Genomic DNA, 25,567 nt, shown 5'->3' with positions numbered 1-25,567 from the left:
TGAATCCCGCACGTCCTGATCCCTGGGTCTTGTGGTGGAGCGGGCTGGCTGACATCGTGTGAGAAACCGGTTTCCCATGGCGGGCCGCCGGTGTCATGGACGAAGGAGTCACATGCGAACACGACCATCCCCGCACCTGCGCGGCGGCGTCGGCCCGACGTCGGGGAACGCCCTCGTGCTGCCGGCCGGCAGCCCACTCACCCGTTCCTTCGTGCTGCCCCTTGCGCTCACCGTCGGCCTAGCCGGCGCGCTGGTCGCCGTCGGGCAGCCGGCCGAGGCGAGCGTCGCCGCAGGGGCAGCCGCCGTCGGCCACGCCTCGGGCGGGCACCCGGGGCACGGGCACCACACCGACCTGGGCCGCGAGACCATCGGGACCGACGACGGGTGGGCCGCCTGGTCCGGCCCGACGTTCCCCGAGGGTGTGGAGCGGCAGGCCACGCCGACGACGGGCGGCGCGGCGGCGGCTCCCGCCGAGGTCTACGAGGTGGACACCTGGCAGGAGTTCCGGGACGCGCTCGCCGGCCGGGCGGGCGGCAGCCAGACCGACGCCCGCACCAACCAGGTCCCGCGGATCGTGTACGTCACGGGCGAGGTGGATGCCTTCACCGCGGCGGACGGAACCCAGCTGACCTGCGAGGACTTCGCCGCGCAGGTGACCGTCGGGGATACCGGCGAGCCGTTCTCGATGGACGACTACATCGCGCACTTCGACCCCTCCGGGCCGTGGGGCTGGACCGCCCCGTCCGGCCCGCTGGAGGAGGCGCGGGTCAGGGCCGCGAGCGTCCAGGCCGCCCAGACACAGCAGCACGTCGGCTCGAACGTGACGATCGTCGGCGTGGGCGACGACGCCCGGATCTCCGGGGCGAACGTCCGGATCCGGGACGCGCACAACGTCATCCTCCGGAACATGCGGTTCTCCGACGGCTACGACTGCTTCCCGCAGTGGAGCCCGGGCGACGGCGACGCCGGCAACTGGAACTCGGCCTACGACAACGTGTCGCTGTGGACGTCGACCAGCGTGTGGGTGGACCACTCCACGTTCGACGACGGCGCGCACCCCGTCGAGTCGCTCCCCGTGGTCTTCGGGCGGCCGTTCGAGGTGCACGACGGCCTGCTCGACATCACGCACGGCTCCGACCTGGTGACGGTGTCGTACAACGAGTTCCTCAACCACGACAAGACGATGCTGATCGGCTCGTCCGACTCACGCCTCCAGGACCGCGGACAGCACCGCGTGACGCTCCACCACAACTACTGGCAGGACATCGGGCAGCGCGCGCCGCGGGTCCGCTTCGGTGACGTGCACGTCTACAACAACTACTACCGGCAGACCCGCCGGCAGGCCGAGGCGGGCGGGTTCCAGTACTACTGGGGCGCAGGCAAGGAGTCGAGCCTCGTCGTCGAGAACAACGCGGTCTCGCTGGCGCGCGGGACCGATCCCGCGCTGGTGGTGGGTGCGTACGGCGGCACGATGATCAGCGAGTCGGGCACGGTGCTGAACGGCCGGCAGGCGGACCTCCTGGCGGCGTACAACGCGACGGCGACGACCCCGCTGGCCGAGGAGGCCCGCTGGACGCCGTCCGACGCGTACCGCTACCGGCCGCTGCCTGCGGCGGCGGTCCCGTGGGTGGTCACGACGTTCGCGGGCGCGGGCGTCCTGGCTTCGGACCTGCCGAGATAACCCCGCCACCTCCGCGAGGTAGAGCGTGTCCGGACACACGCTCTACTTCGCGGACAAGTGGTCAGCGAGGTAGAGCGTGCGTTCGGACAGGCGCTCTACCTCGCGGAGCTGGGGTCAGGCGCCCAGGTTCAGGTCCGCTATGCGGACCGGGTCGCCCGTCTCCAGCGAGCGGTTGCCCGCGTAGCCCACCGACGAGGCGCGCACGCCGTCGACGTAGCCGGCTACCCGGCCCAGCGGGTCCGGCTCCGCGGCCGGCGCGAACACGCTGGCCAGGAGCAGCGCGTCGCCGCCGCCGTGCCCGCCGCCGCCGCGCACGATCGGCCGCTCCTCGGCCCGCTCCCAGTGCCGCTGCACCACGAGCCGCTCGCCGATCGGCCGTACCGGGTCCGTGGCGAACACCTCGGTAGCGCTCGGGTCGAGGATCGCCGCGCCGTTCTCGCCGAACTCGACCGAACCGCGCTCGACGACCTCGAGCTCCGCCCGGCCGCGCGTGCCGTTCACCACCACGCGGTAGCCCTCCCAGGGCGCGTGCGCGGTGAGGGAGTAGGTCAGCAGGGCGCCACCCTCGTACTCGACGACGAGCCCCAGCGTGTCCTCTGTGGTGATCCCCTCGTCGAACACCGACCGGTTGCGCACGTAGCCGTCCACCGCCTGGGCCTCGGGCCCGTACAGCGCGGACAGCCACTCGTTCTTCTCCACGGAGAGCTGCCACGGGTCGATGCCGCGCTCGTTCAGCGCGCGCTCGGCGTCGGTGGGCTCGTAGCCCGTCTCGTGCGCGCCGTCGTCGCCGTAGAAGCGCCGGCCGCCGGTGGCGAACACGCGCTCGGGCACGCCGTCGATCCACCAGTTGACCAGGTCGAAGTGGTGGCTCGACTTGTGCACCAGCAGGCCGCCGTTGTTGACCTTCTCGCGGTGCCAGCGCCGGAAGTAGTCGGCGCCGTGCACGGTGTCGAGGGCCCAGTCGAAGTGCACCGACAACACGCGGCCGATCTCGCCGCTCGCGATGACCTGGCGCAGCGCGCTGTTGCGCGGCGAGTAGCGGTAGTTGAACGTCGTGACGAGGTCGCGCCCCGTCTCGGCGACGGCGTCCACGATCTGGCGGGCCTGGTCGGGGTGGGCCGCGAGGGGCTTCTCCACGACGACGTCGGCGCCGGCCCGCAGCGCGCGCGCCACCAGGTCGCCGTGCGTGCGGTCGATCGACGTGACGATCACGCGGTCGACGGACTGCTCGGCGATCGCCTTCTCGAGGTCGTCCGGCGCGTACACGGGCCGGATACCCCCGAGTGCGGCCGCCACACGTGCCTCGTACGCCGCCGCGCGCACCGGGTTGGGCTCGACCCAGGCGACGATCTCCCCGTCCGGCGCGTGCGTGCCGATCAAGGCGTTGATGTACATGGACGCGCGGTGCCCCGTTCCGACCACCGCGTAGCGGCGGCGCCCTTCGGGCAGCGGGCCCGACGGCGGCACGGGCTCCTGTGTCGGACCGGTGATCGGCTCGGTGGTCGGCTCGATGGTGGGCTCAGGGATCGGCTCGGGCATCGGTGAGGAGCTCCTTCGGTCGTCGTCGACGTCGGGTGGAAGGGATGGGACTGAAACGATACGGCGCCGGGAAAGCGCTGTCCATGGCCTGTCCACCCGCCCGAGGTCAGCGCTCCGGGGTGAGCACCACCTGCCCGGCCCACGCGAAACCGCCGCCGAACCCGAACAGCAGAGCGGGCACACCCGCCGGGATCCTGCCCGCGTGCCACCACTTGGACAGGCCCAGCGGGATGGACGCCGCCGACGTGTTGCCCGACTCCGTGATGTCCGTGACCACGACCTTGCCCTCGAGCCCCAGCGCCTTGGCCAGCGGCTCGATGATCCGCAGGTTGGCCTGGTGCGCGACCAGCACCTCGATGTCGTCGAGGCTCAGCCCGGCCGCGGCCACGACCTCCCGCGCCCGGTCGGCGGCGCGCGTGATCGCCCACTTGAAGACCGCCCGGCCGTCCTGCTGGAACTTGACCTCGGGTGCCTCGATGCGCACAGCGGGCGTGAGCTCCGGCTCCGAGCCCCACACCACCGGTCCGACGGCGGGAACGTCAGCGGCCCGCAGCACCGCGGCGCCCGCGCCGTCGGCCGTGAGGATGCACGTCGAACGGTCGGTCCAGTCGGTGTACGCGGTCAGCTTCTCGGAGCCGATCACCAGGGCCGTACGCGCCGACCCGGTGCGGATCGCCTGGTCGGCCAGGCCGATCCCGTGCGCGAAACCCGAGCAGGCCACGTTGATGTCGATGGCCGCAGGGCCCACGACGTTCCGCAGGTCCGGCGCCTCCTCGCCCTCTGGCGTCGAGGCCCCCGGCTGGACCCCGGTACGCAGCGCGTACGCGACCCGACCGGCGGTGTTGGGCGAGCGGTCGTCGTTGGTCGCCGTCGCGACGATCACCAGGTCGACCTCGTCCGCGGTCACACCGGCATCGGCGAGCGCGTGCTCGGCGGCGGCGGTGGCCATGTCGGCGACGGTGACGTCGTCGGCCGCTACGTGGCGGGTGACGATGCCGGTACGCGACCGGATCCATTCGTCGTTGGTCTCCACCAGCCCGGCGATGTCATCGTTCGTGAGCGTCCTCGGCGGCTGGTGGTGGCCGAGACCGATGATGCGGGAGCCGGCAGCGCCGGTCGGGAGTGCGATTGCGGGCGACGTAGCCATGAGATCAACGTAGCGCGCTCAGGTCGAACGGCTCCACGACCAGGCCCGGAACCCGCTCCCGAGCGGCCCGCACCACGCGCTCCTCGGCTCCCGGCCCCGTCTCCAGCGTCTCGCCCACCTCACGGAGCGCGCCGCGCAGCTGGGCGTCGTACCGCTCACCCATCGCCGCGTTGCGGCCCTTGTACGTCCACGCGACCAGGTTGGCCAGGTCGAACCGTGGACGGCACGACCGGCAGGACATGATGCCCGGCGGTCGGCGGAACCGCGTCGTCCGGTGACCGGCCGGGCACGCCCCGACCCATGGCCCGTCGATGGACGGCGCGGACGGGTCGACGCACCGCCGGCCCGAGCACCCGATCCGCACCGCCACCTCGCGCCACACCGGCCCGTGCTTCGCCTTCGGCCCCGCGAGCGCGTGTGCGACCTCGTGCAGGATCGTGTCCCGCACCTCCCGCTCGTCGTGGATGCGGGTGAGCGGCGCGGAGAGGCTGATGCGCCTCTTGCCGTAGCTGCACATCCCGGCGCGCCGGACGGCGTCGTCGAACTCGAAGGTCCAGGCCTTCAGGCCGTGCTGGTCCATCAGCTCGCGCGCCAGGCGCGAGGCGGCGACAAGGTTCATGCGTACCCCTGCGGTGATCGTGGTGTCTGCGTCCGGCCCTTCCGGACGTCGTCGAACCTACGGGGCTCCACTGACACCCACGCGAGGTTATCCACAGCCGCCGTACCAAAGAGGGCTAGGCCGCCGGCGGGATCGGGAAGTTGGTCCGGAACACGTTCGACGGGTCGTACGTGGCCTTGACCGTGCGCAGCCGGGCGAGGGTCGGCTCGGGGAACGCCTCCAGCAGCCGTTCAGGCCGGCTGTCGGTGTCGAAGGAGAGGTACGAGCCGTCCATCACGGGACCGATCTCGGCGTCCCAGGCCCCGTTGAGCCGGTCCTGGTTCGAGCCGAGCGCCGAGAGGTTGAAGTTCTGGTGCCGGTGCGCGTAGGCCGTGGCGTCGGGTGCGACGTCGTTCGTCGCGCCGCCTGTGGCCCGGACCGCCATGAAGTACGACTCCCGCGAACCCAGCAGACGCTCGATCGCCCGGCTCGTGGACTGGTCGAGGTGCGTGAGCAGACCCGACCTGGCCGACGGGTCGCCGCCGCCCGAGTGGTGGGCGTCTTCCTGGCGCACCACGCCCGAGTAGGGCAGGAGCTGCGCCTGGTGGCCGAGCAGCGGACCGGCGTCGGCCAGCAGCTCGAGCTGGGCGATGGCCTCGTCCGGGTCGACATCGGCGCCCTCTGCGGCGATCACCGTCATGAGCTGGGCCATCGGCGACTGACCGCCACGCCCGGGGGCGATGATGATGTTCGACGTGAGTCCGCGTGGGGCCGCCTCGACGGCGGCGCCCCACTTCTCCAGCAGCCCCGCGGTGTCGGTCGCGTCGAGCGTCATCTGCGAGAAGACGACGTCTCCGACGGCTCCGGCCTCGATCTCCAGCCAGGTCACCGCGCCCATGTTCCCGCCGGCGCCGCGCAGCGCCCAGAACAGGTCGGGGTGCTCGTCGCGGGAGGCGTGCAGCACGCGGCCGTCGGCCGTGACCACCTCGGCGGCGACCACGTGGTCGATCGTCAGGCCCTGCAGCCGGCCCAGGAACCCGATGCCGCCGGTGGTGCCGAGCCCGCCGACGCCCACGCCGCCGTAGTCGCCCGACGTGATGGCCCAGCCGCGCGGTGCGAGCGTAGCCGCCACCTCGCCCCAGGTGGCTCCCGCGCCGATCCGCACGCGGCGTGTGGCCTCGTCGACCACCTCGACCGACCGCAGGCCCCTCATGCTGAGCACCACGCCGCCGTCGTTCGTGGACCGGCCGGAGATCCCGTGCCCGGCCGAGCGGACGGCGAACTCGACGCCCTGCTTCTGCACCCAGGCCAGGCCTGCGGCGACCTCGTCCACGCCCTGCGGCCGCAGCACGAGGCCCGGCGCGCCGGAGCGCAGGTAGTTGTGCCGCACCGCCTCGTACTCGCGGTCGCCCGGCTCGACCGCCCGCGCCGCCAGCTCCGGCGGGAGCGAGTCGTAGTCGATCCCCTGCCGTCGCGCGGTCAGTGCCACCGCACCACGGCGGGCGGACGCGGGCACCGTGCCGGCCGACCGTCGCTCCGCCGCAACGGCCTCCCGCACCGCCGGCACCACGTCCTCCGCGAACGCCCGGATCTGGTCCGGGTCGTCGCCCATGACGATGAACCCGCTGACGCCGTCCTCGAGCGCCAGGAGCGTGAGCTCCTCGACCCACTGGTCGGCGGGGCCCTGGAGCTGGCCCGTCGAGCGATCCGTGATGGCCCCGCCCAGGTTGAGCAGGCGGCGGATCTCGCTCGGCGAGCGTCCGGCCTCCTCCGCGGCCTCGTCGATGGTCGCGTTGCCCCGGGCGAGGTCGCCCTCCTTGAAGTAGGGCAGGGAGGGCAGCCAGCCGTCGGCCTTCGCGCCGGTGAGGCGGAGCATCCGCTTCTTGTACGCGCCGAGCCAGATCGGGATGTCGTGCGCGGGGGCGGGGCCGCGCTTGGCGCCGTCGACCCGGTGGAACCGGCCGGGCACGCGCAGCGGGGTGCGGTTGGTCGCGTCCCAGATGCCGCGCATGATCTCGATGCCCTCTTCGAGGGCGTCCACGGACTCGGCGGGCGTGCGGCGGGTCGCGCCCATCGCCGCCATCGCGTCCCAGAAGCCGCCCGCGCCCACGCCCATCTCGAACCGGCCGCCGCTGAGCAGGTCGAGGCTCGCGGCCGACCGGGCCACGAGCGCCGGCTGCCGCATGCCCAGGTTGAGCACGTTCCCGGAGATGTGGATGCGCTCGGTCTGCGCGGCGACCCACGACATCAGGGTCCACGTGTCGAGGAACGACGGCTGGTACGGGTGGTCCTGGAAGGTGACCAGGTCGAGGCCCAGCCGCTCGGAGAGCTGCGCCAGCCGGACGGGCGCCTGCGGATCGCTGTTGGTGGGGGTGATGAACGTGCCGAAGAGCAGGTCGTGCCCGTAGTCGGTCATGCGCGCGGTGTCCCTCGTGTCGCCTCGTCCGCCGCACCTCGCGGCAGATCGTCTGTTCAGAAGATGATATTAGCAACAACTCTTCTGGGAGACCGCACATTCCCGTAGGATGGGGGCATGAGCACCACGCCCACCGAGACCCGCACGGACCAGCACTCCCTGTTCGGCTGGTCGCTCGCCGCGCTCCTGCGCGACTGGAGCGCTCGGGTCGACGCCGCGGCCGACGACCTGCCGCAGGGCACGCGCGGCTACCAGCTGCTCACGGCAGTGGTGCACGGCAACCTGCCGAGCCAGGCGGCGCTCGCCGCCACCCTCGGCATCGACCGCACGGTGATGACCTATCTGCTGGACGCGTTCGAGGGCTGCGGGCTCGTCGAGCGGCAGCTCGACCCGGCCGACCGGCGCGCACGGCGCATCGTCGCCACGGACAAGGGCCTCGAGGTGCTCGCCGCGATGCAGGCCCGCGTGGCGGCCGCGGAGGAGGAGCTGCTCGCCGGGCTCGAGCCGGAGCAGCGCCTGCTGCTCCGGCATCTCCTGGAGCGCGCCGCGACCGGCACGGGCCCGGACGACAACCCGTGCCGCACCGTGGTGCAGGCGATCAAGCCTGCCTAGTACGTAGATCGTGACCGCGGGTCGACGTCACGCACCGGGAAGCGATCGCGGCCGGGGCCATCGAGGCCGTTGCGATCAACACCCCTGAGGGCATGCCCCGCAACAGTGCCGTCACCGACCCCGACGGCAACTGGATCTGGCTGTACCAGGGCTGAGTCAGAGCTGAGTCAGACAGGGCTGAGTCAGACCGGGCAGAGTCAGACAGGGCCGGATCAAGAGACCGGCGCACTGCCCTGCACCGCGACGGTCGAGGGCTTCGGAGACACGCCGTCGCGCTCGTCCAGACCCGTCTCACGGTAGAACCCCTCGATGTGCTCACGCATCAGGCGCTCCGCCTGGACGCCGTCGTGCCGCGCGACGGCGTCCAGGATCGCGCGGTGCTCCGCGCTGAGGCGCGCGGCCGTCCGGGGCCATTCCTGGACGGCCTCCGCGCCTGCCGCCACATACGAGGCGACGGCGGCGCGCATACCGCTCAGGATGGCCTCGACGAGCTGGTTCCCGCCCAGGCGGGCCAGCTCGATGTGAAAGTCCTGGTCGTGCTCCAGGAAGGCGGCGGAGTCGAGACCGGGGTCCGCCATCGCCTCGACGTGCTCACGCGCCCGCGCCAGCGCGGCGTCGTCGGTCGCTCGCGCGGCGGCGTCACGCACCGCACCGGCCTCCAGCAGCACGCGCGTACGGACGACGTCGGACACGGGCAGCGTGCCCGACGCCACGTGCAGCCGGACCGCCGCGCCGAGGCCGGCCGCGGGCCGGTCGATCAGGGTGGCGCCCGCGCTCGGGCCAGAGCCGACGGCGGTGCGCACGATGCCCATCGCCTCGAGGATGCGGATCGCCTCGCGCACGGACGGGCGGGACACCCCCAGCTCCTCGGCGAGCGCCCGCTCCGCCGGGAGCCGCTCGCCGATGGACCACTTGCCCGCGCTCAGGCCTGACTCGATCTGGGCCAGTACGCGCTCGTGGGTTCTCACCGGGCGATTGTACTTCTGTGGTCTGTCCACAGTGGGCTATGGTGAGGTAAGACCTCGAAGGAGAGTGCCCATGCGCATCGCCCTGGCTTCCACGTGCATCGCCGACGCCATGTTCCCGCAGGCCCCGAGGGCCGTCGTCACGCTGCTGGAGCGGCTGGGCCACGAGGTGGTGTTCCCGGCGGGCCAGGCGTGCTGCGGCCAGATGCACGTCAACACCGGCTACCTCGCCGAGGCCGTCCCGGTGGTCCAGAACCACGTGCGCACGTTCGCCCCCGTGGCCGACGGCGAGTGGGACGCCGTCGTGGTGCCGTCCGGTTCGTGCACGGGGTCGATCCGGCACCAGCAGTCGATGGTCCTTGAACGCGCCGGGCTGCACTCCGAGGCGCGGGCCGCGAGCGCCGTCGCCGAGCGCACGTACGAGCTGTCCGAGCTGCTGGTCGACGTGCTCGGCGTGACCGACGTCGGTGCGTACTTCCCCCACCGGGTCACCTATCACCCCACGTGCCACTCGCTGCGGATGCTCGGGGTGGGCGACAAGCCCGAGCGGCTCCTGCGGGCCGTCGAGGGGCTGGAGCTGGCACCGCTGGCCCAGGCCGAGGGCTGCTGCGGGTTCGGCGGGACGTTCTCGCTGAAGAACGCGGACACGTCCGCTGCGATGCTCCAGGACAAGGTCGCCACGGTCGTCGACACGGGGGCCGAGGTGCTCACCGCGGGCGACTGGTCGTGCCTGATGCACATCGGCGGCGGCCTCTCGCGGGGCGGCACGGGCGTGCGGCCCATGCACCTGGCGGAGATCCTCGCCTCCACGCGGGAGTCGCCGGTGGTCCCGGGGCAGGCGGGCACCAGCCGGTCCGGCGCACAGCAGGAGGTGGCCCGATGAGCACGTTCCTCGGTATGCCCGCCGCGCGCGACGGCAGCGGGCCCAGCCCGGACGCCGCGCCCGGGACCCTGTCCGGCGTCGGGCGTCCGGAGGACCCGCTGCACTGGGGCGCCTCGTTCCCCGACGCCGCGAAGGCCGCGCTCGACAACGGCCAGCTGCGGCGCAACCTGGGCAGGGCGACGTCGACCATCCGGACCAAGCGGGCCCGCGTGGTCGGCGAGGTAACCGACTGGGAGGCGCTGCGCGACGCCGGTTCCGCGGTGAAGACGGACGTCATGGCGCGCCTGCCCGAGCTGCTCGAGGAGCTCGAACGCAACGTGACCGCACGCGGCGGGGTGGTGCACTGGGCGCGCGACGCCGCCGAGGCCAACCGGATCGTCGCCGACCTGGTGCGCGCCAAGGAGACCGACGAGGTGGTCAAGGTCAAGTCCATGGCCACCCAGGAGATCGGGCTCAACGAGGCGCTCGCCGAGGAGGGCATCGCGGCCGTCGAGACCGACCTCGCGGAGCTGATCGTCCAGCTCGCCGACGACATGCCGTCGCACATCCTGGTGCCCGCCATCCACCGCAACCGCTCCGAGATCCGCGACATCTTCCTTGACCGGATGGCGGACGCCCCGCCCGACCTGACGGACGTGCCGCGCGAGCTCGCGATGGCGGCCCGCGCGCACCTGCGGCGCAAGTTCCTGTCCGCGAAGGTGGCGATCAGCGGCGCCAACTTCGCCGTCGCCGACACCGGGACGCTTGCCGTCGTGGAGTCGGAGGGCAACGGCCGCATGTGCCTGACGATGCCCGAGACCCTGATCACCGTGATGGGGATCGAGAAGCTGATCCCCACGTTCGACGATCTCGAGGTGTTCCTGCAGCTGCTGCCGCGGTCCTCGACGGGCGAGCGGATGAACCCGTACACGTCGATGTGGACGGGCGTCACCCCGGGCGACGGACCGCAGGAGTTCCACCTCGTGCTGCTCGACAACGGCCGCACCAAGGTGCTCGCCGACGAGGCCGGGCGCGCGGCGCTGCACTGCATCCGCTGCTCGGCGTGCCTCAACGTCTGCCCCGTGTACGAGCGGGTGGGCGGGCACGCCTACGGGTCGGTGTACCCCGGCCCGATCGGCGCGATCCTGACGCCGCAGCTCACCGGCGAGAAGTCGGACCTGCCGTACGCGTCCACGCTGTGCGGCGCCTGCTACGAGGTGTGCCCCGTCAAGATCGACATCCCGTCGATCCTCGTGGAGCTGCGCGCCCGCGAGGTGGCCCTGTCGGGAGCGTCGCCAGAGACCGCCGACCGGGTCTGGAAGGCGGCGATGAAGGCGGCGTCCTTCGCGATGGCGGACGGCGCACGGTTCCGCCGCGCGGCCCGGGTCCCGCGGCTGCTGCGCGCGATCTCCCGCAACGGCGTGATCAGGCGGCTGCCGTTCCCCGGCTCGCTGTGGACCCGGTCCCGGGACCTCCCGGAACCGCCGAAGCAGACGTTCCACGACTGGTGGGACGCACGAGAGGACGGGCGATGACCAACGCCAAGGATGAGATCCTGTCGCGCATCCGGGCGGCGCTCGGCTCGGACGCCGGTTCCGCCGGGTCGACGGCGGCCCCCACGGTGGTACCCCGCGAGTACCGGTCAGCGGGCGAGCACGCCCCCGGGTCCGACGTCGTGCTGGACCTGCTGATCGACCGGCTCGTGGACTACAAGGCCGAGGTGCACCGGGCAACCCCCACGGAGCTCCCGCCGCTGCTGGCCCGGCTGGCCACGCCCCGGCCCACCGAGCGGCGCGGCGTCGTCGTGCCCCATGGGCTGGACGGCGAATGGCTCTCCGCCATCGACGACGCCGACGTGCGGCGCGACTCGCGGGACGCTCCTCTGACGGCGGCCGAGCTGGACGGGGTGGACGCCGTGATCACCGCGGCCAGGGTCGCCGTCGCCGAGACCGGCACGATAGTGCTGGACGGCGAGCCCGACCAGGGCCGGCGCGCGATCTCCCTGGTCCCCGACGTGCACGTGTGCGTCGTCCGGACCGACCAGGTGGTGCAGACCGTCCCCGAGGCGGTACGGCTGCTCGGCGCCGAGCCAGGCCGGCCGCTGACCTGGATCAGCGGCCCGAGCGCGACGAGCGACATCGAGCTCGAACGTGTCGAGGGCGTGCACGGCCCCCGGACGCTGCACGTGGTGCTGGTGTCCTGAGGGGGTCAGGGGTGCAGCTTCGCGCCCTTGACCACCTTGTCCACGACGCGGCGCTCACCCGCCACCGCCACCCCGACCAGGTCGAGCTTCTCGGTGGCGACGCCCGCGACGGCGGCCCGGTTGTCGACGTCGTTCCCCGTCGCGAACAGGTCCGCCGTGTAGAGGCCGATCCGCAGCCCGCGGGTGGCGGCGCGCTCGCGGATCGTGGCGAGCTGGTCGCCGTCGGCCACCATGACCATCACCGGGGTGCCGAGCATCGGGAGGTACTCGACGCCGTCCGCGTCGCGGTACGTCTCCCCCACGAGCTCCGGGTAGGCGGCGGTCACGGCGCTGGCCAGGAAGGCGGTCACGTTGTTCTCCTGCCAGCCCAGCAGGTCGTCCCGCAGCACGATCACGATCTTGGCTTGTTCGAAGGTCATACCGCTCACACTGCGGCCGCCGCCGGGCCGGATTCTTGTACGTTCTTGACATGGCCTCGCCCGCTGCGGACTCGGATGTCGTGCGCGCCTGGCGTCCCGGGGTGCCCGGGGTCGCCGAGGTGCTGCACGCCGCCTGGCACGAGCACGCCTACCCCGCCCACACGCACGACACGTGGACCGTGCTGGTGGTCGACCACGGCCTGATCGGCTACGGCCTGGACGGTCAGGAGCATGCCGCGCAGCATTCGGGCGTGACGGTGCTGCCACCGGGCGTCGTGCACGACGGGCGGTCGGTGACCGCCGCCGGCTTCCGCAAGCGCGTGCTCTACCTGGAGCCCACCGTGCTCGACGACGGCCTGGTCGGCCGCGCCGTCGACGCACCGCTCGTGCTCGACGACACGCTCCGCGCTCGCTTCGTCGGCCTGGACCGGGCACTCACCGTGCGCGAGGACCTCGCGGCCGAGGGCCTGCTCGCCCTGGTCACGGAGGGCCTGGCCTGGCACCTCTCCGGCCGGCCGACGCCGCCGCGCGAACCCGCCGGCACCACCACCGCGCGGCGGGCCCGCGACCTGCTCGACGCCGATCCCGCGCGGCCGGTCCGGCTGGCCGAGGTCGCCGCAGAGCTCGGCGTCACGGTGCCGCACCTGGTGCGCGCGTTCACCCATGAGCTCGGCCTCCCGCCCCACCGGTACCTGGTCGGACGGCGGCTCGACATGGCCCGCCGCCGGCTCCTGGCCGGGGAGCCCGCAGCCGACGTCGCCGTCGCCACCGGGTTCCACGACCAGGCGCACCTCACGAGACACTTCCGTCGCCTCCTGCGCACCACGCCGGGCCGCTACCAGCGGGGAGCCGGCCGCTAGCCGGTCGTGGGCGCGACCCTCGCGTACCGCACGGCACGTACGCGGGCCGGGCGGGCGACGTCGGGCGGCGCAGTGCAGGTGCCGCCGGGCGGCGGATTCTCGCGCGGGCCGACGGCGGGACGGTTGACCCATGGACGCCACCAGGGTGTCCCGGAACCGGAGGCACCGCGATGGTCACCATGACGAACACCGGGCAGGCCCGCCGCATGGGCTCGCTCCGCACCGCAGACACGATCCGCACGGCGTTCGGGACGCTCGAACGCCTGCTGGCCGCCCACAGCATCACCGCACTGCGGATCAGCGTCGGCCTGATCTTCACCTACTTCGGGATGCTGAAGTTCTTCCCTGGCGCGTCGCCCGCCGAGGTGCTCGCGACCCGCACCATCGACCTGCTCACGCTGGGGACGGTCCCAGCCGGCGCAGCACTGCTGATGACCGCGATCATCGAGACGTTCGTGGGGCTCACGCTGATCACCGGGGTCGGCCTGCGGGTCGGGCTGGTCGTGCTGTACGGGGCGCTGGCGGGGATCATGTCGCCGCTGGTGCTGTTCCCGGGCGAGCTGTTCGACGGCGTCGTGCCGACGCTGGAGGCGCAGTACATCCTCAAGAACGTGGTGGTTGCCTGTGCCGGAGCCGTCGTCGCCGCGAAGGTGCTGGGCTCGCGGCTGATCGCCTCGCGCTGAACCGGCACCCCCATGATCAAGCAAGGACGTCGCTGGTCGAGGCACCTCCTCGACCAGCGACGTCCTTCCAGCGGGAGCAACAGGTCAGGGCTTCTGGCCCACCTCGTCCACGATGCCGGACTCCAGGAGCGCCATGTCGTAGCTCGCTCCGTCGCCGGTCGCGGGGACCCCCTTCGCCAGGGTCTCGGGGTCCCACAGGCTGCGGAAGCCGAGGAACCCGTTCGTCTCCGCGTCGAAGATCAGCTCGTCCCGGTTCCCCTGGGCATACGTGAACCCGACGGCGATCCCGGGTCGGCCCGCCGCATCAGCGGTCTCACCCGTGACGGTCACGCCCGAGATCAGGGCGATCGCACCGAAGACGGCACTGCGCGCCTGGGGCGGCATGCTGCCGAGCGTCAGGAGCTCCTTCGCCCGCTCGAAGGTTCCGGTGTCCGGGACCGCCTCCGGCCACTCGGTCGGATACGGCTCCAGAGCCGGCACCGCGGTGTCCCGCAGGTACTGCAGCATCACGTCGACGTCCCCGTCCGTGGGGAGGTCCTGCGGGTAGGCCGGGAAGTTCCCGCACCACGACTCGGTGCCCTCGGCGCACGGCGTGAGCGGCTCCGACCCACGGCTGCCGTCCGGTTCGAGCTCGTTCGGGTCGGTCCAGCCCTCGCTGAGCCCCGTGTGCAGACCGTCGACCGATGTCCACGCCTCGTCGCCGCCCGACGCCAGGACCTCGACGCCGTCCTCCATCACGAAGTAGCTCGAGACGGACTTCGTGTACACGAACTGGTCCGGCCGCGGAGCCCACGGCTCCTGCTCCGCCTCGGCCGCCGCCGCGTCCTGCAGCACCGCGGCCGCCGCCGCGTCGATCCTCAGGCCCGCCTGCTCACCGTCGCCCGATCCACCCAGGGTCGGCCCCAGGACCATCGCACCGGTGAGTGCCGCCGCCACACCGCCGACCAGGGCCACCCGCCGCCCCCACGGCCGGCGCAGCGGGATCACGTCACCGGCCACGGCCCGGTCCGGCGCGCTCGCCGCACCGCCGTCGGCCACGAACCCGGCCACCACCCGCTCGCGCAGCGCCGCAGGCGCCCCGCCCCGCGGGTCGAGGTCTGTCCCAGCAGCCCGCAGCATCGTCATCTCGTCGTTCATCGTCCCGCCTCCAGCTCGTCCGTCGCGCCCGCGCCGAGCGCGGCCCGCACCTGTCGTCGCGCGCGGTGCAGCCGCGACCGGGCGGTGCCCGGCCGGATGCCCAGCGTCTGCGCTATCTGTTCCTGTGTGAGGTCGCCCCAGGCCTCCAGCAGCAGCACGTCCCGGTCGCCCGGGGCCAGCCGCCGCAGCGCCTCCGCGAGCTCCGGCCGTGCGGCGCTCGCGCTCACGCGCTCGGCCACCCGGTCAGCGGGCGACTCCTCGTCGCGCCCGACGTCGGAGCGGGCCCAGGCCCGCAGCCGCGCCTCCTCGGACCGGTACCACCGTGCGATCTCCTTGGTGGCGATCCCGTAGAGCCAGGGGCGGGCGTCCGGTCGTGACCGGTCGTACGTGCGCCTGCGCCGGAACGCGATCGCGAAGGTCTCCGCCACCACGTCCTCGGCGTGCTCGGCCCCGACGCGCCGGTAGGCGTACCGATACAGTCCCGCCGCGTACCTGTCGTAGAGCACGGCGAACAGCTCGGTGTCCTGGTCGGCGGCAGCGATCACCGACGCGTCGGTGGTGATCACGGGGCCGGCCATCGGGCCGGCCGGGACCCTGGCGCCGACCCACAGACCCACCCGCGGGACCGTTCCCGCGCTCACGTCGGGCGTCCCGCCGCCGGCCCGCTACGAACGTGTCTCATATCGCTTCCCCTTCGCCTCGCCGCACCCACTGTCACCCCTGTATCGCCGCGAGCACACGAAAGTGTTCGCGCCCCCGGCCGACGGCGCGCGCAGCGGGCCGTCGGCGCGCGCAGCGGGCCGTCGGCGCGCGCAGCGGGCCGCGTGCGGGAGAATTGCCTCTCGTGACCGACCCAGCGCCCGAGCCCACTCTCTTCGACCTCCCGCCGGGTGCCCGGCGTCCCCGGGCACGCGTGGTGCTGCTGACCGGGCCGTCGGGGTCGGGCAAGACGTCGCTCACGCAGCGTCTCGGGCTGCCGGTGGTGCAGCTCGACGACTTCTACCTCGACATCGACCATCCGGGCCTGCCGCAGCGGTACGGCAGCGTGGACTGGGACAGCCCCGAGACCTGGGACGGCAAGGGCGCGCTCGCCGCGCTGAACGAGCTCGTGACGGAGGGCCGCGCCGACGTCCCCGTGTACGACATCCCGACGTCGCGCCGGACGGGGATCCGCCGGCTCGACATCGGCGACTCGCCGCTGATCCTCGCCGAGGGCATCTTCGCGGCGCACCTGGTCGACGTCTGTCGCGCCGAGGGCCTGCTCGCGGACGCGATCTGCCTGTCCCGGCCGCGGCTGGTCACCTTCTGGTTCCGGTTCCTCCGGGACGTCGCCGAGGCCCGCAAACCGCTGGGCACGCTGCTGCGCCGCGGCACCTCGCTGCTGCGCGCGGAGCCTGCGATGATCGAGCGGTGGGTTGCGCTGGGCTGCCGCGAGACTTCACCCGCCCAGGCGGAGAAGGACATCCGAAACCTCCTTGTGCAAAAGTCCTTGAACACGTAATCCTCGCGTAACCGAATTGCCACGTACCCCACATGCCCAGGCCTCACCCTGGGCGCAGGAGGTGGTGTCTGTGATCCAGCGCAACAGCTTGCGTGTGCTCTCGCTGTACGAGGGCTTCTTCAGTGGCGGGGCTCGTGTCCTGCACTCGACGGTGGTCGCCGGTCTGCATCAGGGCGGCCGTCAGCAGCATTCCGTGCTGAGCCTGCACCACGAGGTCAGGCGTGAGGCCACCCTCCAGCGCATGGAGGACGACCCCCGGTACCGCGCTCTGCGCGCCGCGGGCGTCCGGATCGGTTCACTGGGCCGGAGCACCGACGCGGGCCATGACCCGCGCACCTTCACGGAGACGGAGCTCGCGGCCGCCGTGCGCCAGGCCGAGAGCTCGCACGTGGTGCTGTCGCTCAAGGAGCAGCCGCTCCGGCTCGTGAACCAGGACGCGTTCCCGAACCGTCCGGTGATCGCGTGCCTGCACCGGTCCGACCCCGAGCACCAGGGCGACGCCCTCGGCGACCTGCTGACCGCGGCGGACCGCGGCCGGCTCGCCGCCGTCGTCTGCTGTGCGGAGTCGACGCGGGACGCGTACCGCGAGGCCGGCGTGCCCGCCGACCTGCTGCGCGTGGTGCCGAACGGCATCAACCTCGCCCGGTTCCGCCCGGTCCAGGGCGCGCGCCGGCTGGCCCTGCGGGGGGCGGCCGGCGTGCCGAGCGACGCGACGGTGGTCGTCTACGCCGCGCGGTACGACGAGATGAAGAACCCCGAGCTCTTCCTCCGGTCGGCCCGCACGTTCCTCGAGCTCGAGCCCACCGGCCACGTGCTGATGTGCGGCGCAGGCATGACGGCGGCCAACCCGGCCCTCCAGGACGACCTCGCCCGCATCTTCGACGACCGGCCCGACCTGCTGGCCCACATGGACCTGCTGGGCGTGCGGCACGACATGGAGCTGATCTACGCGACGGCGGACGTCGTCGCGCTCACCTCGACGTTCGGCGAGGCCGCGCCGCTGTGCCTGATCGAGGGCTCGATGTGCGGGGCGGTGCCCGTCACGACCCCCGTGGGCGACGCGCCGTCGATAGTGGACCGCATCGGTTTCGTGACGTCGTTCGACCCCGCCGAGATCGCCGCGACGTGGATCGAGGCCGCCGCCCGGCGCGAGGAGCTGGAGTCGGCCCGGACCGCCGTCCGACCCCGGTTCAGCCACATCCGCATGATCGCCGGCTACTCGACGATCATCGAACGCACCCACCGCGAAGCAGCCTTGAAGCCCCTCCGCGTCTGACTCGATGACCACAGGGGCGTCGGACACGGCAAGATGACCTCATGTCCGACGCCCCCGTCACCCTGAGCCAGGTCGCCCGAGAGGCCGGCGTCTCACTCGCCACGGCGTCGCGCGCCATCAACGGGAGCGCCACCCGCAGCGTCCGCGCGGACCTGCGCGAACGTGTCCTGGAGACGGCACGCCGGCTCGACTACTCGCCGGACCCGAGCGCGCAGGCCATGGCTCGCGGCCGCACGTCGGCGCTCGGGCTCGTGGTGCACGACATCGCCGACCCGTACTTCTCGACCATCGCGGCCGGCGTCGCCCGCGCCGCCGAGCGCGAGGGCCTGATCGTCACGCTGTCCTCCACGGAGCACAGCCCCGAACGGGAGCTCGCCTTCGTCGAGCTGGCCCGGCGGCAGCGGTCCCGCGCGATCATCCTCGCGGGTAGCCGCGGCGTGCCGCCCGAGGCCCTGCCGGAGACACACCCGGCGGAGGTCGTGGACCGGCTGCGGCGCGAGGCCGGCGCGCTGGAGCAGGCGCTGACCACGTTCCAGCGGGCCGGGGGCGGCGTGGCGACGATCGGACAGGCCGTTGGCGGGCTGCCCGTCGTGGAGATCGACAACGCGGGGGGCGCGGGCGACCTCGCGCGGGCGCTGCACCGGATCGGGTACCGCCGGTTCGGGGTACTGGCGGGACCGCCCGGGCTGCGTACGGCGGCCGACCGGACGAGCGGCTTCCTGAGCACGCTCGCCGAGCTGGGCTGCCCGGTGCCCGACCGTGACGTCGTGCGCGGCAGCTTCACGAGGGACGGCGGCCACGAGGCGATGACGGCGCTGCTCGGGAGGACGACCTCCGCCAAGGCGGCGGCTGCGGAGACACCGGAGGTGGTGTTCGCGGTCAACGACGTCATGGCTGTGGGCGCCATGGCTGCCGTCCGCGACGCGGGCCTGAGCGTGCCGCACGACGTCGCCGTGGCCGGGTTCGACGACATCCACACCCTGCGTGACGTGTCCCCCGGGCTCACGACCGTGCGGATCCCCTTGGACGAGGTCAGCGAGGCGGCGACCGCGCTGGCGCTCGGCCGCAAGGACGAGACGCCCGCCCCGGTGCGCGGCGAGGTCGTCCTCCGCGACTCCACGCCGGGGATCGCCGGCTGAACCGCAGGTTGCTGGTGTCCGGCTGTGCCGAGCCGCACGTTGCTGGTGTCGGGGTCGCCGAACCGAACGTTGCTGGTGCTCGGATGTGCCGAACCGAACGTTGCTGGTGTCCGGGTCGCCGAACCGGAAGTTGTTGCTGGCGTCTGGGTCGCCGAACCGCAGGTTCCTCGTGTCCGGGCCGCCGAACCGAAGGCTGCTCGTGCTCGGACTCGCCGAACCGCAAGCTGACGGTCCAAGGGTCCGCCGAACCGAACGGCACGCCGACGAAGCACGCCCGTATCGGCGTGTCGTTGCGGTTCGACATACAGATGCACGGTCAACCTTCGGTTCGGCGACCCCGACGCCAGCAACCTTCGGCTCGGCACACCCGAGCACGAGCAACGTTCGGTTCGGCGACCCGGACACCACCAACCTTCGGCTCGGCACACCCCGAGCACCAGCAACGTGCGGTTCAGCGACCCGGACACCACCAACGTTCGGCTCGGCACACCCGAACACCAGCAACGTGCGGTTCGGCGATGCGAGCAGCCCTGAACGGCCGGGCGGCGATCCCCGCCCAGCCAGCCAAGGCCCCGCGCCGCGAACCACGGACGGCGCATGTACTCACCGCGGGTCGTGCGCTACGCTTTCCGGGAAAGCGCATTCCCAAGCCACGACGATGGAGTCCCGCCCGTGACCACACTTCGCATCGCCATGAACGGCGTCACCGGCCGCATGGGTTACCGCCAGCACCTCGTGCGCTCGATCCTGCCGATCCGCGACCAGGGTGGCGTCACGCTCCCCGACGGTTCCCGGGTCCAGGTCGAGCCCGTGCTGGTGGGCCGCAACGCGGACAAGCTCAAGGAGCTCGCCACGCTGCACGACGTGGAGCACTGGACCACCGACCTGGACACGGCGATCGGTGACGCCGACATCGTGTTCGACGCCGCCATGACGAACCTGCGCCCCGCGACACTGTCGAAGGCGATGCGGCAGGGCAAGCACGTCTACACCGAGAAGCCGACGGCGGAGACCCTCGCCGAGGCGATCGAGCTCGCGCGGCTCCAGGCGGAGACCGGCGTGACCGTCGGCGTCGTGCACGACAAGCTTTACCTGCCGGGCCTCGTGAAGCTGCGCCGCCTCGTGGACGAGGGCTTCTTCGGCCGCATCCTGTCGCTGCGCGGCGAGTTCGGCTACTGGGTGTTCGAGGGCGACTCACAGGCCGCCCAGCGCCCCTCCTGGAACTACCGCAAGGAGGACGGCGGTGGCATGACCACCGACATGTTCTGCCACTGGAACTACGTGCTCGAGGGCATCCTCGGGCAGGTCAAGACGGTGACGGCCAAGACGGTCACGCACATCCCGACCCGCTGGGACGAGTCCGGCAAGGAGTACGCCGCCACCGCCGACGACGCCGCGTACGGCATCTTCGACGTCACCACCCCTGACGGGGACGACGTCGTCGCGCAGATCAACTCGTCCTGGGCCGTGCGCGTGTTCCGCGACGAGCTCGTCGAGTTCCAGGTGGACGGCACGCACGGCTCCGCCGTCGCCGGCCTGCGCGAGTGCCGCGCCCAGCACCGCTCGCACACGCCCAAGCCCGTGTGGAACCCGGACCTGCCGGTCACCGAGCCGTTCCGCGACCAGTGGCTCGACGTCCCCGCGAACGCCGACCTCGACAACGGCTTCAAGCTGCAGTGGGAGGAGTTCCTGCGCGACGTCGTCGCCGGGCGCCCGCACCGCTACGACCTGCTGTCGGCGGCCCGCGGTGTGCAGCTCGCCGAGCTCGGCCTGCAGTCCTCCGCGGAGGGCCGCCGCCTCGACATCCCGGAGATCACCCTGTGAGCGGGGCGGCAGTCGCGCTCCCCGTGTTCGACGGCGAGGGCCGGGTCACCGGTTCGGAGACCGTCGAGCTGAGCGCCCCCGGCCCCTGGACGAAGCCGTCACGACCCATCGAGTCCCGCATCGCCTTCGCGGCGGCCCACGTGGTGCCGCAGGTCGGGGCGGAGAACGTCCCGGGCGCGCCCGCCGTCGTCGACTGGGAATCCACGCTCGCCTACCGGCACCGCATCTGGGAGCACGGTCTCGGTGTCGCCGACGCGATGGACACCGCGCAGCGCGGCATGGGGCTGGACTGGGCGGCGACGCAGGAGCTCGTGCGGCGGTCGGCGGCCGAGGCCGCCTCGGTGGGCGCCCGCGTCGCCTGCGGTGCGGGAACCGACCAGCTCACGCCCGACGTCGTCGCCGGTCTGGTGCCCGGTAACGCTGGGCTCGCCACGGTGGCCGACGCGTACCGCGAGCAGCTCCACCTGGTGCAGGACGCCGGGGCGCAGGTCATCGTCATGGCCTCGCGTGCGCTGGCGAAGGTCGCCCGCGGGCCCGAGGACTACGCCCTCGTGTACGACGCGGTCCTCGCCGACGCCGAGCAGCCGGTGATCCTGCACTGGCTGGGCACCATGTTCGACCCGGCGCTGGCCGGCTACTGGGGCTCGGACTCCGTCGACGACGCCACCGCGACGTTCCTCGACCTGATCCGGGCGCACCAGCCGCGGATCGACGGCGTCAAGGTGTCCCTGCTCGACGCGACCCACGAGGTGGGCCTGCGCCGTTCGCTGGCCGAGCTGTCGGCAGGCGCCTCCGACGTACGGCTGTACACCGGTGACGACTTCAACTACCCGGAGCTCATCGCCGGTGACGAGCAGGGCCACTCGGACGCGCTGCTCGGGATCTTCGCCGCGATCTACCCCGCCGCCTCGACGGCGCTGCAGGCGTTCGACGCCGGGGACGCCGAGGGCGGGCACAAGATCCTGGCCTCCACCGAGGCGCTGGGCCGGCACATCTTCGCGGCGCCGACGTACTACTACAAGACCGGGATCGCGTTCCTGTCCTGGCTCAACGGGTTCCAGCCCGGGTTCTCGCTGGTCGGCGGGCTGCACTCCGGCCGTTCGCTGCGCCATCTCGTCGAGCTGGCCCGCCTGGCCGACGGCTGCGGCATGCTGCTCGACCCGCCGCTGGCCGCCGCACGGCTCCGGGCCCTCCTGACGACGTACGGGGTGACCGCATGAGCCGCGCCTCGCTGAACACCGCGACCGTCAAGCACGCCTCGCTCGCCGAGGCATGCGAGGCGGCGGCCACCGCGGGCTTCGGCGCGGTCGGGCCGTGGCGCAACCTGGTGCAGGACGTCGGCGCGCCGCAGGCGGCCCGCATCATCGCCGACGCCGGGCTGCGCGCGTCGTCCCTGTGCCGCGGCGGCTTCCTCACCGCTGCCGACGACTCCGGGATCCGTGCCGCGCTCGACGACAACAAGCTGGCGATCGAGGAGGCCGCGACGATCGGCACCACGGAGCTGGTCTTCGTCGTCGGCGGGCTCGCCGGGTCGACGCCGGGCGGTGCCCCGACGTCCGGCGTGGACCGCGACCTCGTGGCCACGCGCGGCCGCGTCGCCGACCGGATCGCGGACCTGGTGCCCTTCGCGTCCGAGCACGGCGTGCGGATAGTGCTCGAGCCGCTGCACCCGATCTTCGCCGCCGACCGGGCGGTGATCTCCACGCTCGCGCAGGCTCTGGACCTGGCGGCGCCGTTCGCGGCGTCCGAGGTCGGCGTGGTGGTCGACACCTACCACGTGTGGTGGGACCCCTCGCTGCGGAAGTCCATCGCCCGGGCGGGGCGGGAGGACCGCATCGCGTCGTACCAGGTGTGCGACTGGGTGCTGCCGCTCGCGGCGGAGCCGCTGAACTCGCGCGGCCACGTCGGCGACGGGTACATCGACTTCGCGACGATCACGGGCTGGGTCCGCGACGCCGGCTACGTCGGCGACGTCGAGACCGAGATCTTCAACGAGGAGATCTGGTCCCGCCCGACCGCTGAGACGGCGGCCACGGTCCTGACCCGCTACGAGAAGCACGTAGCCCCGCACCTCTGACGGATCGCCGAAGTAGAGCGCCTGTCCGGACAGGCGCTCTACTTCGGCGACGGAGCTCTACCGCGACGGGCGGAGGGTGAAGCGGCAGATGCCCCATACCGCGTAGAGCAGCGGCGCCGCGGCGAAGCCGAGGCCAACGACCGGGCGCACCTCCAGGACGGACAGCAGCAGTCCGAGCACGAGCAGGGCGCCCGCCGAGAGGTACCAGCGCCGGGTGCCGAGCACCAGGGCCGCGAGGAGCACGTCGCGCAGGCGCGTGCCGGCCATGTCGGGCACGGCGGCCAGGGCGAGGACGGCGGTCAAGACCGCCCCGACGGCGAGGGTCACCAGCACCGGGATCACCAGGGCTCCGAGCGTGCGGCCCCAGAAGAAGGCCACGTCGACGGCGGCCACGACCACGGCGCCCGTCGCGAGCGCCCCGATGGCGAGGCCGCGGCGCAGGTGCCGTCGCCAGGCGCGCGCGAAGGTGCGTACCACCGCCGTCGAACCGTCGGAGCTGAAAGCGCCGAACACCGCGAAGGCCGCGGCGAGTGCCGGGCCGAGCAGCGGAGCCGCCAGGGCGACGTACGGCCAGGTCGCGGCGGGGTCGGTCGCCGCGACCAGTACGACGAGGGGGAGGCACGCGATCGCCAGGAGCAGGTTCGTCATCAGCCCGGTGTAGACGGTGCCGAACACCATCTCGTACGTCTCCGGACCGATCAGCTGCCGGCGGCGCGGCGTTGCCGCCGCACCGGTCCCTGCGCCCACGGCGTCCACGGTGGTCACCCCTTCACGCCGGTCGTCGCGATGCCCTGGACGAAGTAGCGCTGGCCGAGCAGGAAGATGAGCGCGATCGGCAGCACCGACAGCACGGAGCCCGTCATGATCAGCGCGTGCTCGGCGTTGTACTCACCGATGAACGACTGCAGACCGAGCTGGATGGTCCACAGCGGGCGGTCGCGCAGGTAGATGAGGGGACCGAGGTAGTCGTTCCAGGTCTGGACGAACGTGATGATCGTGAGCGACGCCAGAGCAGGCACGGACAGCGGCATGATGATGCGCCACCAGATCCCGTACTCGGACAGCCCGTCGATCCGCGCCGCCTCCGACAGGGAGTCGGGGATGGACTCGTAGTACTGCTTCATCAGGAACACGCCGAAGGCGCCGAACGCCTGCAGCAGCATGATCGCCCACAGGGTGTTGTTGAGCCCCCAGCCGGAGATCATCTGGAACTGCGGGATCATGTACGACTGCCACGGCACCGCGATGGTCCCGATGTACAGCAGGAACAGCGCGTCACGCCCCGGGAAGCGCATCTTGGCGAAGCCGTAGGCCGCGAAGCTGCCGGTCAGCAGCTGCAGGAAGGTCACGGCGACGGACAGCACAAGGGTGTTGCGCACCCAGGTGACCATGTCGGCCTTGACCCAGATGTCGAGGTAGTTGCGCCACTGCACCGGGTCGGGGATCCACTGCACCGGTGCCGTGAACACCTCGTTGTTGAGCTTCAGCGACGAGATCACCATCCAGGCGAACGGCAGCATGATCCCTGCCGCCGCGATGATCATCACGACATAGAGCAGTACCCGGCCGGACTTCCGGGCGGTGGACGTACGGGAGGCCATCACGCATCCCTCCGCTTGTTGTAGAGGAACTGCACCACGGTCACGAGGATGCAGATGAAGAACAGGACCACCGCGACGGCCGAGGCGTACCCGAACTCGAACTGCTCGAAGCCCTTCTGGTAGATGTACTGGCTCAGCACGAGGGTCGCCTGACCCGGACCGCCGTCGGTCATGACGAGGATCAGGTCGAAGACCTTGAAGCTCTGGATCGTGACCATGACGGTCACGAAGAACATCGTGGGCCGCAGGCAGGGCAGCGTGACGTTCCAGAAGCGCTGCCAGGAGCCGGCGCCGTCGATCCGGGCGGCCTCGTGCAGCTCAGCCGGGACGGTCTGCAGGCCGGCCAGGAACAGGAGCATGTAGTAGCCCATGTCCTTCCACGTGCCCACAATGATCACGGCGGGCATCGCCCAGTCCTTGGAGACGGTCCAGCCGGGGAGGTCGCCGTCGACGAACAGACCCAGGAACTGGTTGATCGGCCCGAACTCCGGGCTGAACAGCATGTTCCACACCACGGCGACGGCGACGATCGAGGTGATGTAGGGGAAGAAGGCCACCGTGCGGAAGAACGCGGCGCCACGCAGCTTCTGGTTGAGCAGCAGCGCGAGGGCGAGCGACACGACGATGGTGATCGGGATGTGCAGCGCGGCGTAGTAGAAGGTGTTGCCGAGTGCGGTGTGGAAGCTCTTGTCGCCCACGAGCCGCGTGAAGTTGTCGAAGCCGACCCACTCCGCGGTCCCGAAGATGTTCCAGTCCGTCAGGGACATGTAGAACAGCGTGATCACCGGCGTCAGGGTGAGCACCGCGAAGCCGAGGAAGTTCGGCAGGATGAACGTCCAGCCGATCAGCGCATTGCGCACCTTCAGCGACGTACGCGGCGCTCTGAGCTGCCGCGAGGGCTCCGGCTGCGAGAACCCGAGGGTTCGCTGGTTGCCGACGACCGGTGTCGTCATGGGGGATATCTCCTCTGAAGTACTGATGTTCCGGGGCCTGCACGGGGGCGGGCTCTTGGTTGTGGGCGCGACCG

24 protein-coding genes are annotated in these 25,567 nt (G+C 72.1%); 13 read left to right on the top strand and 11 right to left on the bottom strand.

Going from position 1 to position 25,567, the window contains the following annotated elements; genetic code table 11:
* Positions 1 to 112 precede the first annotated feature (112 nt).
* Complete coding sequence (locus tag AB0I32_RS04780) at positions 113 to 1,681, top strand: pectate lyase (protein ID WP_357503406.1); 1,569 nt, start codon at positions 113 to 115, stop codon at positions 1,679 to 1,681.
* Positions 1,682 to 1,795: 114 nt separating this feature from the next.
* Here AB0I32_RS04780 and AB0I32_RS04775 read toward each other — a convergent pair whose 3' ends face one another.
* The 4 genes from AB0I32_RS04775 to AB0I32_RS04760 all read right to left on the bottom strand — a co-directional run bounded on the left by AB0I32_RS04775 (position 1,796) and on the right by AB0I32_RS04760 (position 7,381).
* Positions 1,796 to 3,220 carry a Gfo/Idh/MocA family oxidoreductase gene (locus tag AB0I32_RS04775; RefSeq protein WP_357503404.1) on the bottom strand — a complete coding sequence of 475 codons (1,425 nt, stop codon included), beginning with the start codon at positions 3,218 to 3,220 and terminating at the stop codon, positions 1,796 to 1,798.
* Positions 3,221 to 3,326: 106 nt separating this feature from the next.
* Positions 3,327 to 4,367, bottom strand: coding sequence for a 3-oxoacyl-[acyl-carrier-protein] synthase III C-terminal domain-containing protein (locus tag AB0I32_RS04770; protein ID WP_357503402.1), 1,041 nt, complete (start codon positions 4,365 to 4,367; stop codon positions 3,327 to 3,329).
* Between the two features lie 4 nt (positions 4,368 to 4,371).
* Positions 4,372 to 4,986: a SprT-like domain-containing protein gene (locus AB0I32_RS04765; protein WP_116673419.1), complete on the bottom strand. Its 615-nt coding sequence runs from the start codon at positions 4,984 to 4,986 to the stop codon at positions 4,372 to 4,374.
* Positions 4,987 to 5,101: 115 nt separating this feature from the next.
* Complete coding sequence (locus tag AB0I32_RS04760; RefSeq protein ID WP_357503399.1) at positions 5,102 to 7,381, bottom strand: LLM class flavin-dependent oxidoreductase; 2,280 nt, start codon at positions 7,379 to 7,381, stop codon at positions 5,102 to 5,104.
* Positions 7,382 to 7,498: 117 nt separating this feature from the next.
* Here AB0I32_RS04760 and AB0I32_RS04755 point away from each other — a divergent pair, with 117 nt between their 5' ends.
* Complete coding sequence (locus AB0I32_RS04755) at positions 7,499 to 7,993, top strand: MarR family winged helix-turn-helix transcriptional regulator (protein ID WP_357503397.1); 495 nt, start codon at positions 7,499 to 7,501, stop codon at positions 7,991 to 7,993.
* A 212-nt stretch (positions 7,994 to 8,205) separates the two neighbouring features.
* Here AB0I32_RS04755 and AB0I32_RS04750 read toward each other — a convergent pair whose 3' ends face one another.
* Entirely contained in the window at positions 8,206 to 8,961 is a 756-nt protein-coding gene (locus tag AB0I32_RS04750; RefSeq protein ID WP_357503395.1) for an FCD domain-containing protein, read from the bottom strand.
* 70 nt (positions 8,962 to 9,031) lie between these two features.
* Between AB0I32_RS04750 and AB0I32_RS04745 the strand changes: the two genes are divergently transcribed.
* Genes AB0I32_RS04745 through AB0I32_RS04735 form a run of 3 tightly spaced genes read left to right on the top strand, consistent with a single transcriptional unit; the run spans position 9,032 to position 12,023 of the window.
* Positions 9,032 to 9,841 (top strand): (Fe-S)-binding protein, encoded by an 810-nt coding sequence (locus tag AB0I32_RS04745; RefSeq protein ID WP_357503393.1) that lies wholly within the window; start codon positions 9,032 to 9,034, stop codon positions 9,839 to 9,841.
* Positions 9,842 to 9,855: 14 nt separating this feature from the next.
* Positions 9,856 to 11,355 carry a LutB/LldF family L-lactate oxidation iron-sulfur protein gene (locus tag AB0I32_RS04740; protein WP_357503524.1) on the top strand — a complete coding sequence of 500 codons (1,500 nt, stop codon included), beginning with the start codon at positions 9,856 to 9,858 and terminating at the stop codon, positions 11,353 to 11,355.
* Positions 11,352 to 12,023: a lactate utilization protein C gene (locus AB0I32_RS04735; protein WP_357503391.1), complete on the top strand. Its 672-nt coding sequence runs from the start codon at positions 11,352 to 11,354 to the stop codon at positions 12,021 to 12,023. Before AB0I32_RS04740 ends, AB0I32_RS04735 begins: the two co-directional genes overlap by 4 nt.
* A 5-nt stretch (positions 12,024 to 12,028) precedes the next feature.
* On the opposite strand, the gene AB0I32_RS04730 is transcribed toward AB0I32_RS04735, so the two are convergent.
* Positions 12,029 to 12,442 (bottom strand): DUF2000 domain-containing protein, encoded by a 414-nt coding sequence (locus tag AB0I32_RS04730; protein ID WP_357503389.1) that lies wholly within the window; start codon positions 12,440 to 12,442, stop codon positions 12,029 to 12,031.
* Between the two features lie 50 nt (positions 12,443 to 12,492).
* Between AB0I32_RS04730 and AB0I32_RS04725 the strand changes: the two genes are divergently transcribed.
* Together AB0I32_RS04725 and AB0I32_RS04720 are read left to right on the top strand one after the other, a co-directional pair.
* The gene (locus AB0I32_RS04725; RefSeq protein WP_357503387.1) at positions 12,493 to 13,302 is read left to right on the top strand and encodes an AraC family transcriptional regulator; all 810 of its coding nucleotides are present in this window, start codon (positions 12,493 to 12,495) and stop codon (positions 13,300 to 13,302) included.
* 170 nt (positions 13,303 to 13,472) lie between these two features.
* Entirely contained in the window at positions 13,473 to 13,985 is a 513-nt protein-coding gene (locus AB0I32_RS04720; RefSeq protein WP_357503385.1) for a DoxX family protein, read from the top strand.
* Between the two features lie 84 nt (positions 13,986 to 14,069).
* Here the strand turns inward: AB0I32_RS04720 and AB0I32_RS04715 are convergent, their stop codons facing one another.
* Positions 14,070 to 15,122 carry a CU044_5270 family protein gene (locus AB0I32_RS04715; RefSeq protein WP_357503383.1) on the bottom strand — a complete coding sequence of 351 codons (1,053 nt, stop codon included), beginning with the start codon at positions 15,120 to 15,122 and terminating at the stop codon, positions 14,070 to 14,072.
* The gene (locus AB0I32_RS04710) at positions 15,119 to 15,763 is read right to left on the bottom strand and encodes an RNA polymerase sigma factor (RefSeq protein ID WP_357503381.1); all 645 of its coding nucleotides are present in this window, start codon (positions 15,761 to 15,763) and stop codon (positions 15,119 to 15,121) included. The genes AB0I32_RS04715 and AB0I32_RS04710 overlap by 4 nt, the downstream gene beginning before the upstream one ends.
* A 203-nt stretch (positions 15,764 to 15,966) precedes the next feature.
* On the opposite strand from AB0I32_RS04710, the gene AB0I32_RS04705 reads away from it, so the two are divergent.
* The 6 genes from AB0I32_RS04705 (at position 15,967) to AB0I32_RS04680 (ending at position 22,939) form a co-directional block, all read left to right on the top strand.
* A complete protein-coding gene (locus AB0I32_RS04705; protein ID WP_357503379.1) occupies positions 15,967 to 16,623 on the top strand; it encodes an ATP-binding protein in 657 nt (218 codons plus the stop codon).
* A 70-nt stretch (positions 16,624 to 16,693) separates the two neighbouring features.
* Positions 16,694 to 17,899: a glycosyltransferase gene (locus AB0I32_RS04700; protein WP_357503377.1), complete on the top strand. Its 1,206-nt coding sequence runs from the start codon at positions 16,694 to 16,696 to the stop codon at positions 17,897 to 17,899.
* 41 nt (positions 17,900 to 17,940) lie between these two features.
* Positions 17,941 to 19,038 (top strand): LacI family DNA-binding transcriptional regulator, encoded by a 1,098-nt coding sequence (locus AB0I32_RS04695; RefSeq protein WP_357503375.1) that lies wholly within the window; start codon positions 17,941 to 17,943, stop codon positions 19,036 to 19,038.
* A 693-nt stretch (positions 19,039 to 19,731) separates the two neighbouring features.
* Positions 19,732 to 20,862: a Gfo/Idh/MocA family oxidoreductase gene (locus tag AB0I32_RS04690; RefSeq protein ID WP_357503521.1), complete on the top strand. Its 1,131-nt coding sequence runs from the start codon at positions 19,732 to 19,734 to the stop codon at positions 20,860 to 20,862.
* A gap of 68 nt (positions 20,863 to 20,930) precedes the next feature.
* Entirely contained in the window at positions 20,931 to 22,082 is a 1,152-nt protein-coding gene (locus AB0I32_RS04685) for a dihydrodipicolinate synthase family protein (RefSeq protein WP_357503519.1), read from the top strand.
* On the top strand, positions 22,079 to 22,939 hold the full coding sequence (locus tag AB0I32_RS04680; protein WP_357503373.1) for a sugar phosphate isomerase/epimerase family protein: 861 nt from the start codon (positions 22,079 to 22,081) through the stop codon (positions 22,937 to 22,939). The genes AB0I32_RS04685 and AB0I32_RS04680 overlap by 4 nt, the downstream gene beginning before the upstream one ends.
* Positions 22,940 to 22,996: 57 nt before the next feature.
* On the opposite strand, the gene AB0I32_RS04675 is transcribed toward AB0I32_RS04680, so the two are convergent.
* The 3 genes from AB0I32_RS04675 to AB0I32_RS04665 are packed head-to-tail and all read right to left on the bottom strand — an operon-like array spanning position 22,997 to position 25,493.
* The gene (locus AB0I32_RS04675; protein ID WP_357503371.1) at positions 22,997 to 23,704 is read right to left on the bottom strand and encodes a DUF624 domain-containing protein; all 708 of its coding nucleotides are present in this window, start codon (positions 23,702 to 23,704) and stop codon (positions 22,997 to 22,999) included.
* Complete coding sequence (locus AB0I32_RS04670; protein ID WP_357503369.1) at positions 23,701 to 24,540, bottom strand: carbohydrate ABC transporter permease; 840 nt, start codon at positions 24,538 to 24,540, stop codon at positions 23,701 to 23,703. Before AB0I32_RS04670 ends, AB0I32_RS04675 begins: the two co-directional genes overlap by 4 nt.
* A complete protein-coding gene (locus tag AB0I32_RS04665; RefSeq protein ID WP_357503367.1) occupies positions 24,540 to 25,493 on the bottom strand; it encodes a sugar ABC transporter permease in 954 nt (317 codons plus the stop codon). The genes AB0I32_RS04670 and AB0I32_RS04665 overlap by 1 nt, the downstream gene beginning before the upstream one ends.
* Positions 25,494 to 25,567 lie beyond the last annotated feature (74 nt).

The sequence above is a fragment of the Promicromonospora sp. NPDC050249 genome, from assembly GCF_040656015.1.
Taxonomy (GTDB): Bacteria; Actinomycetota; Actinomycetes; order Actinomycetales; family Cellulomonadaceae; genus Promicromonospora.
Note: the sequence above shows the minus strand (reverse complement) of the source record. Positions and strands in the feature narration are given on the sequence as shown.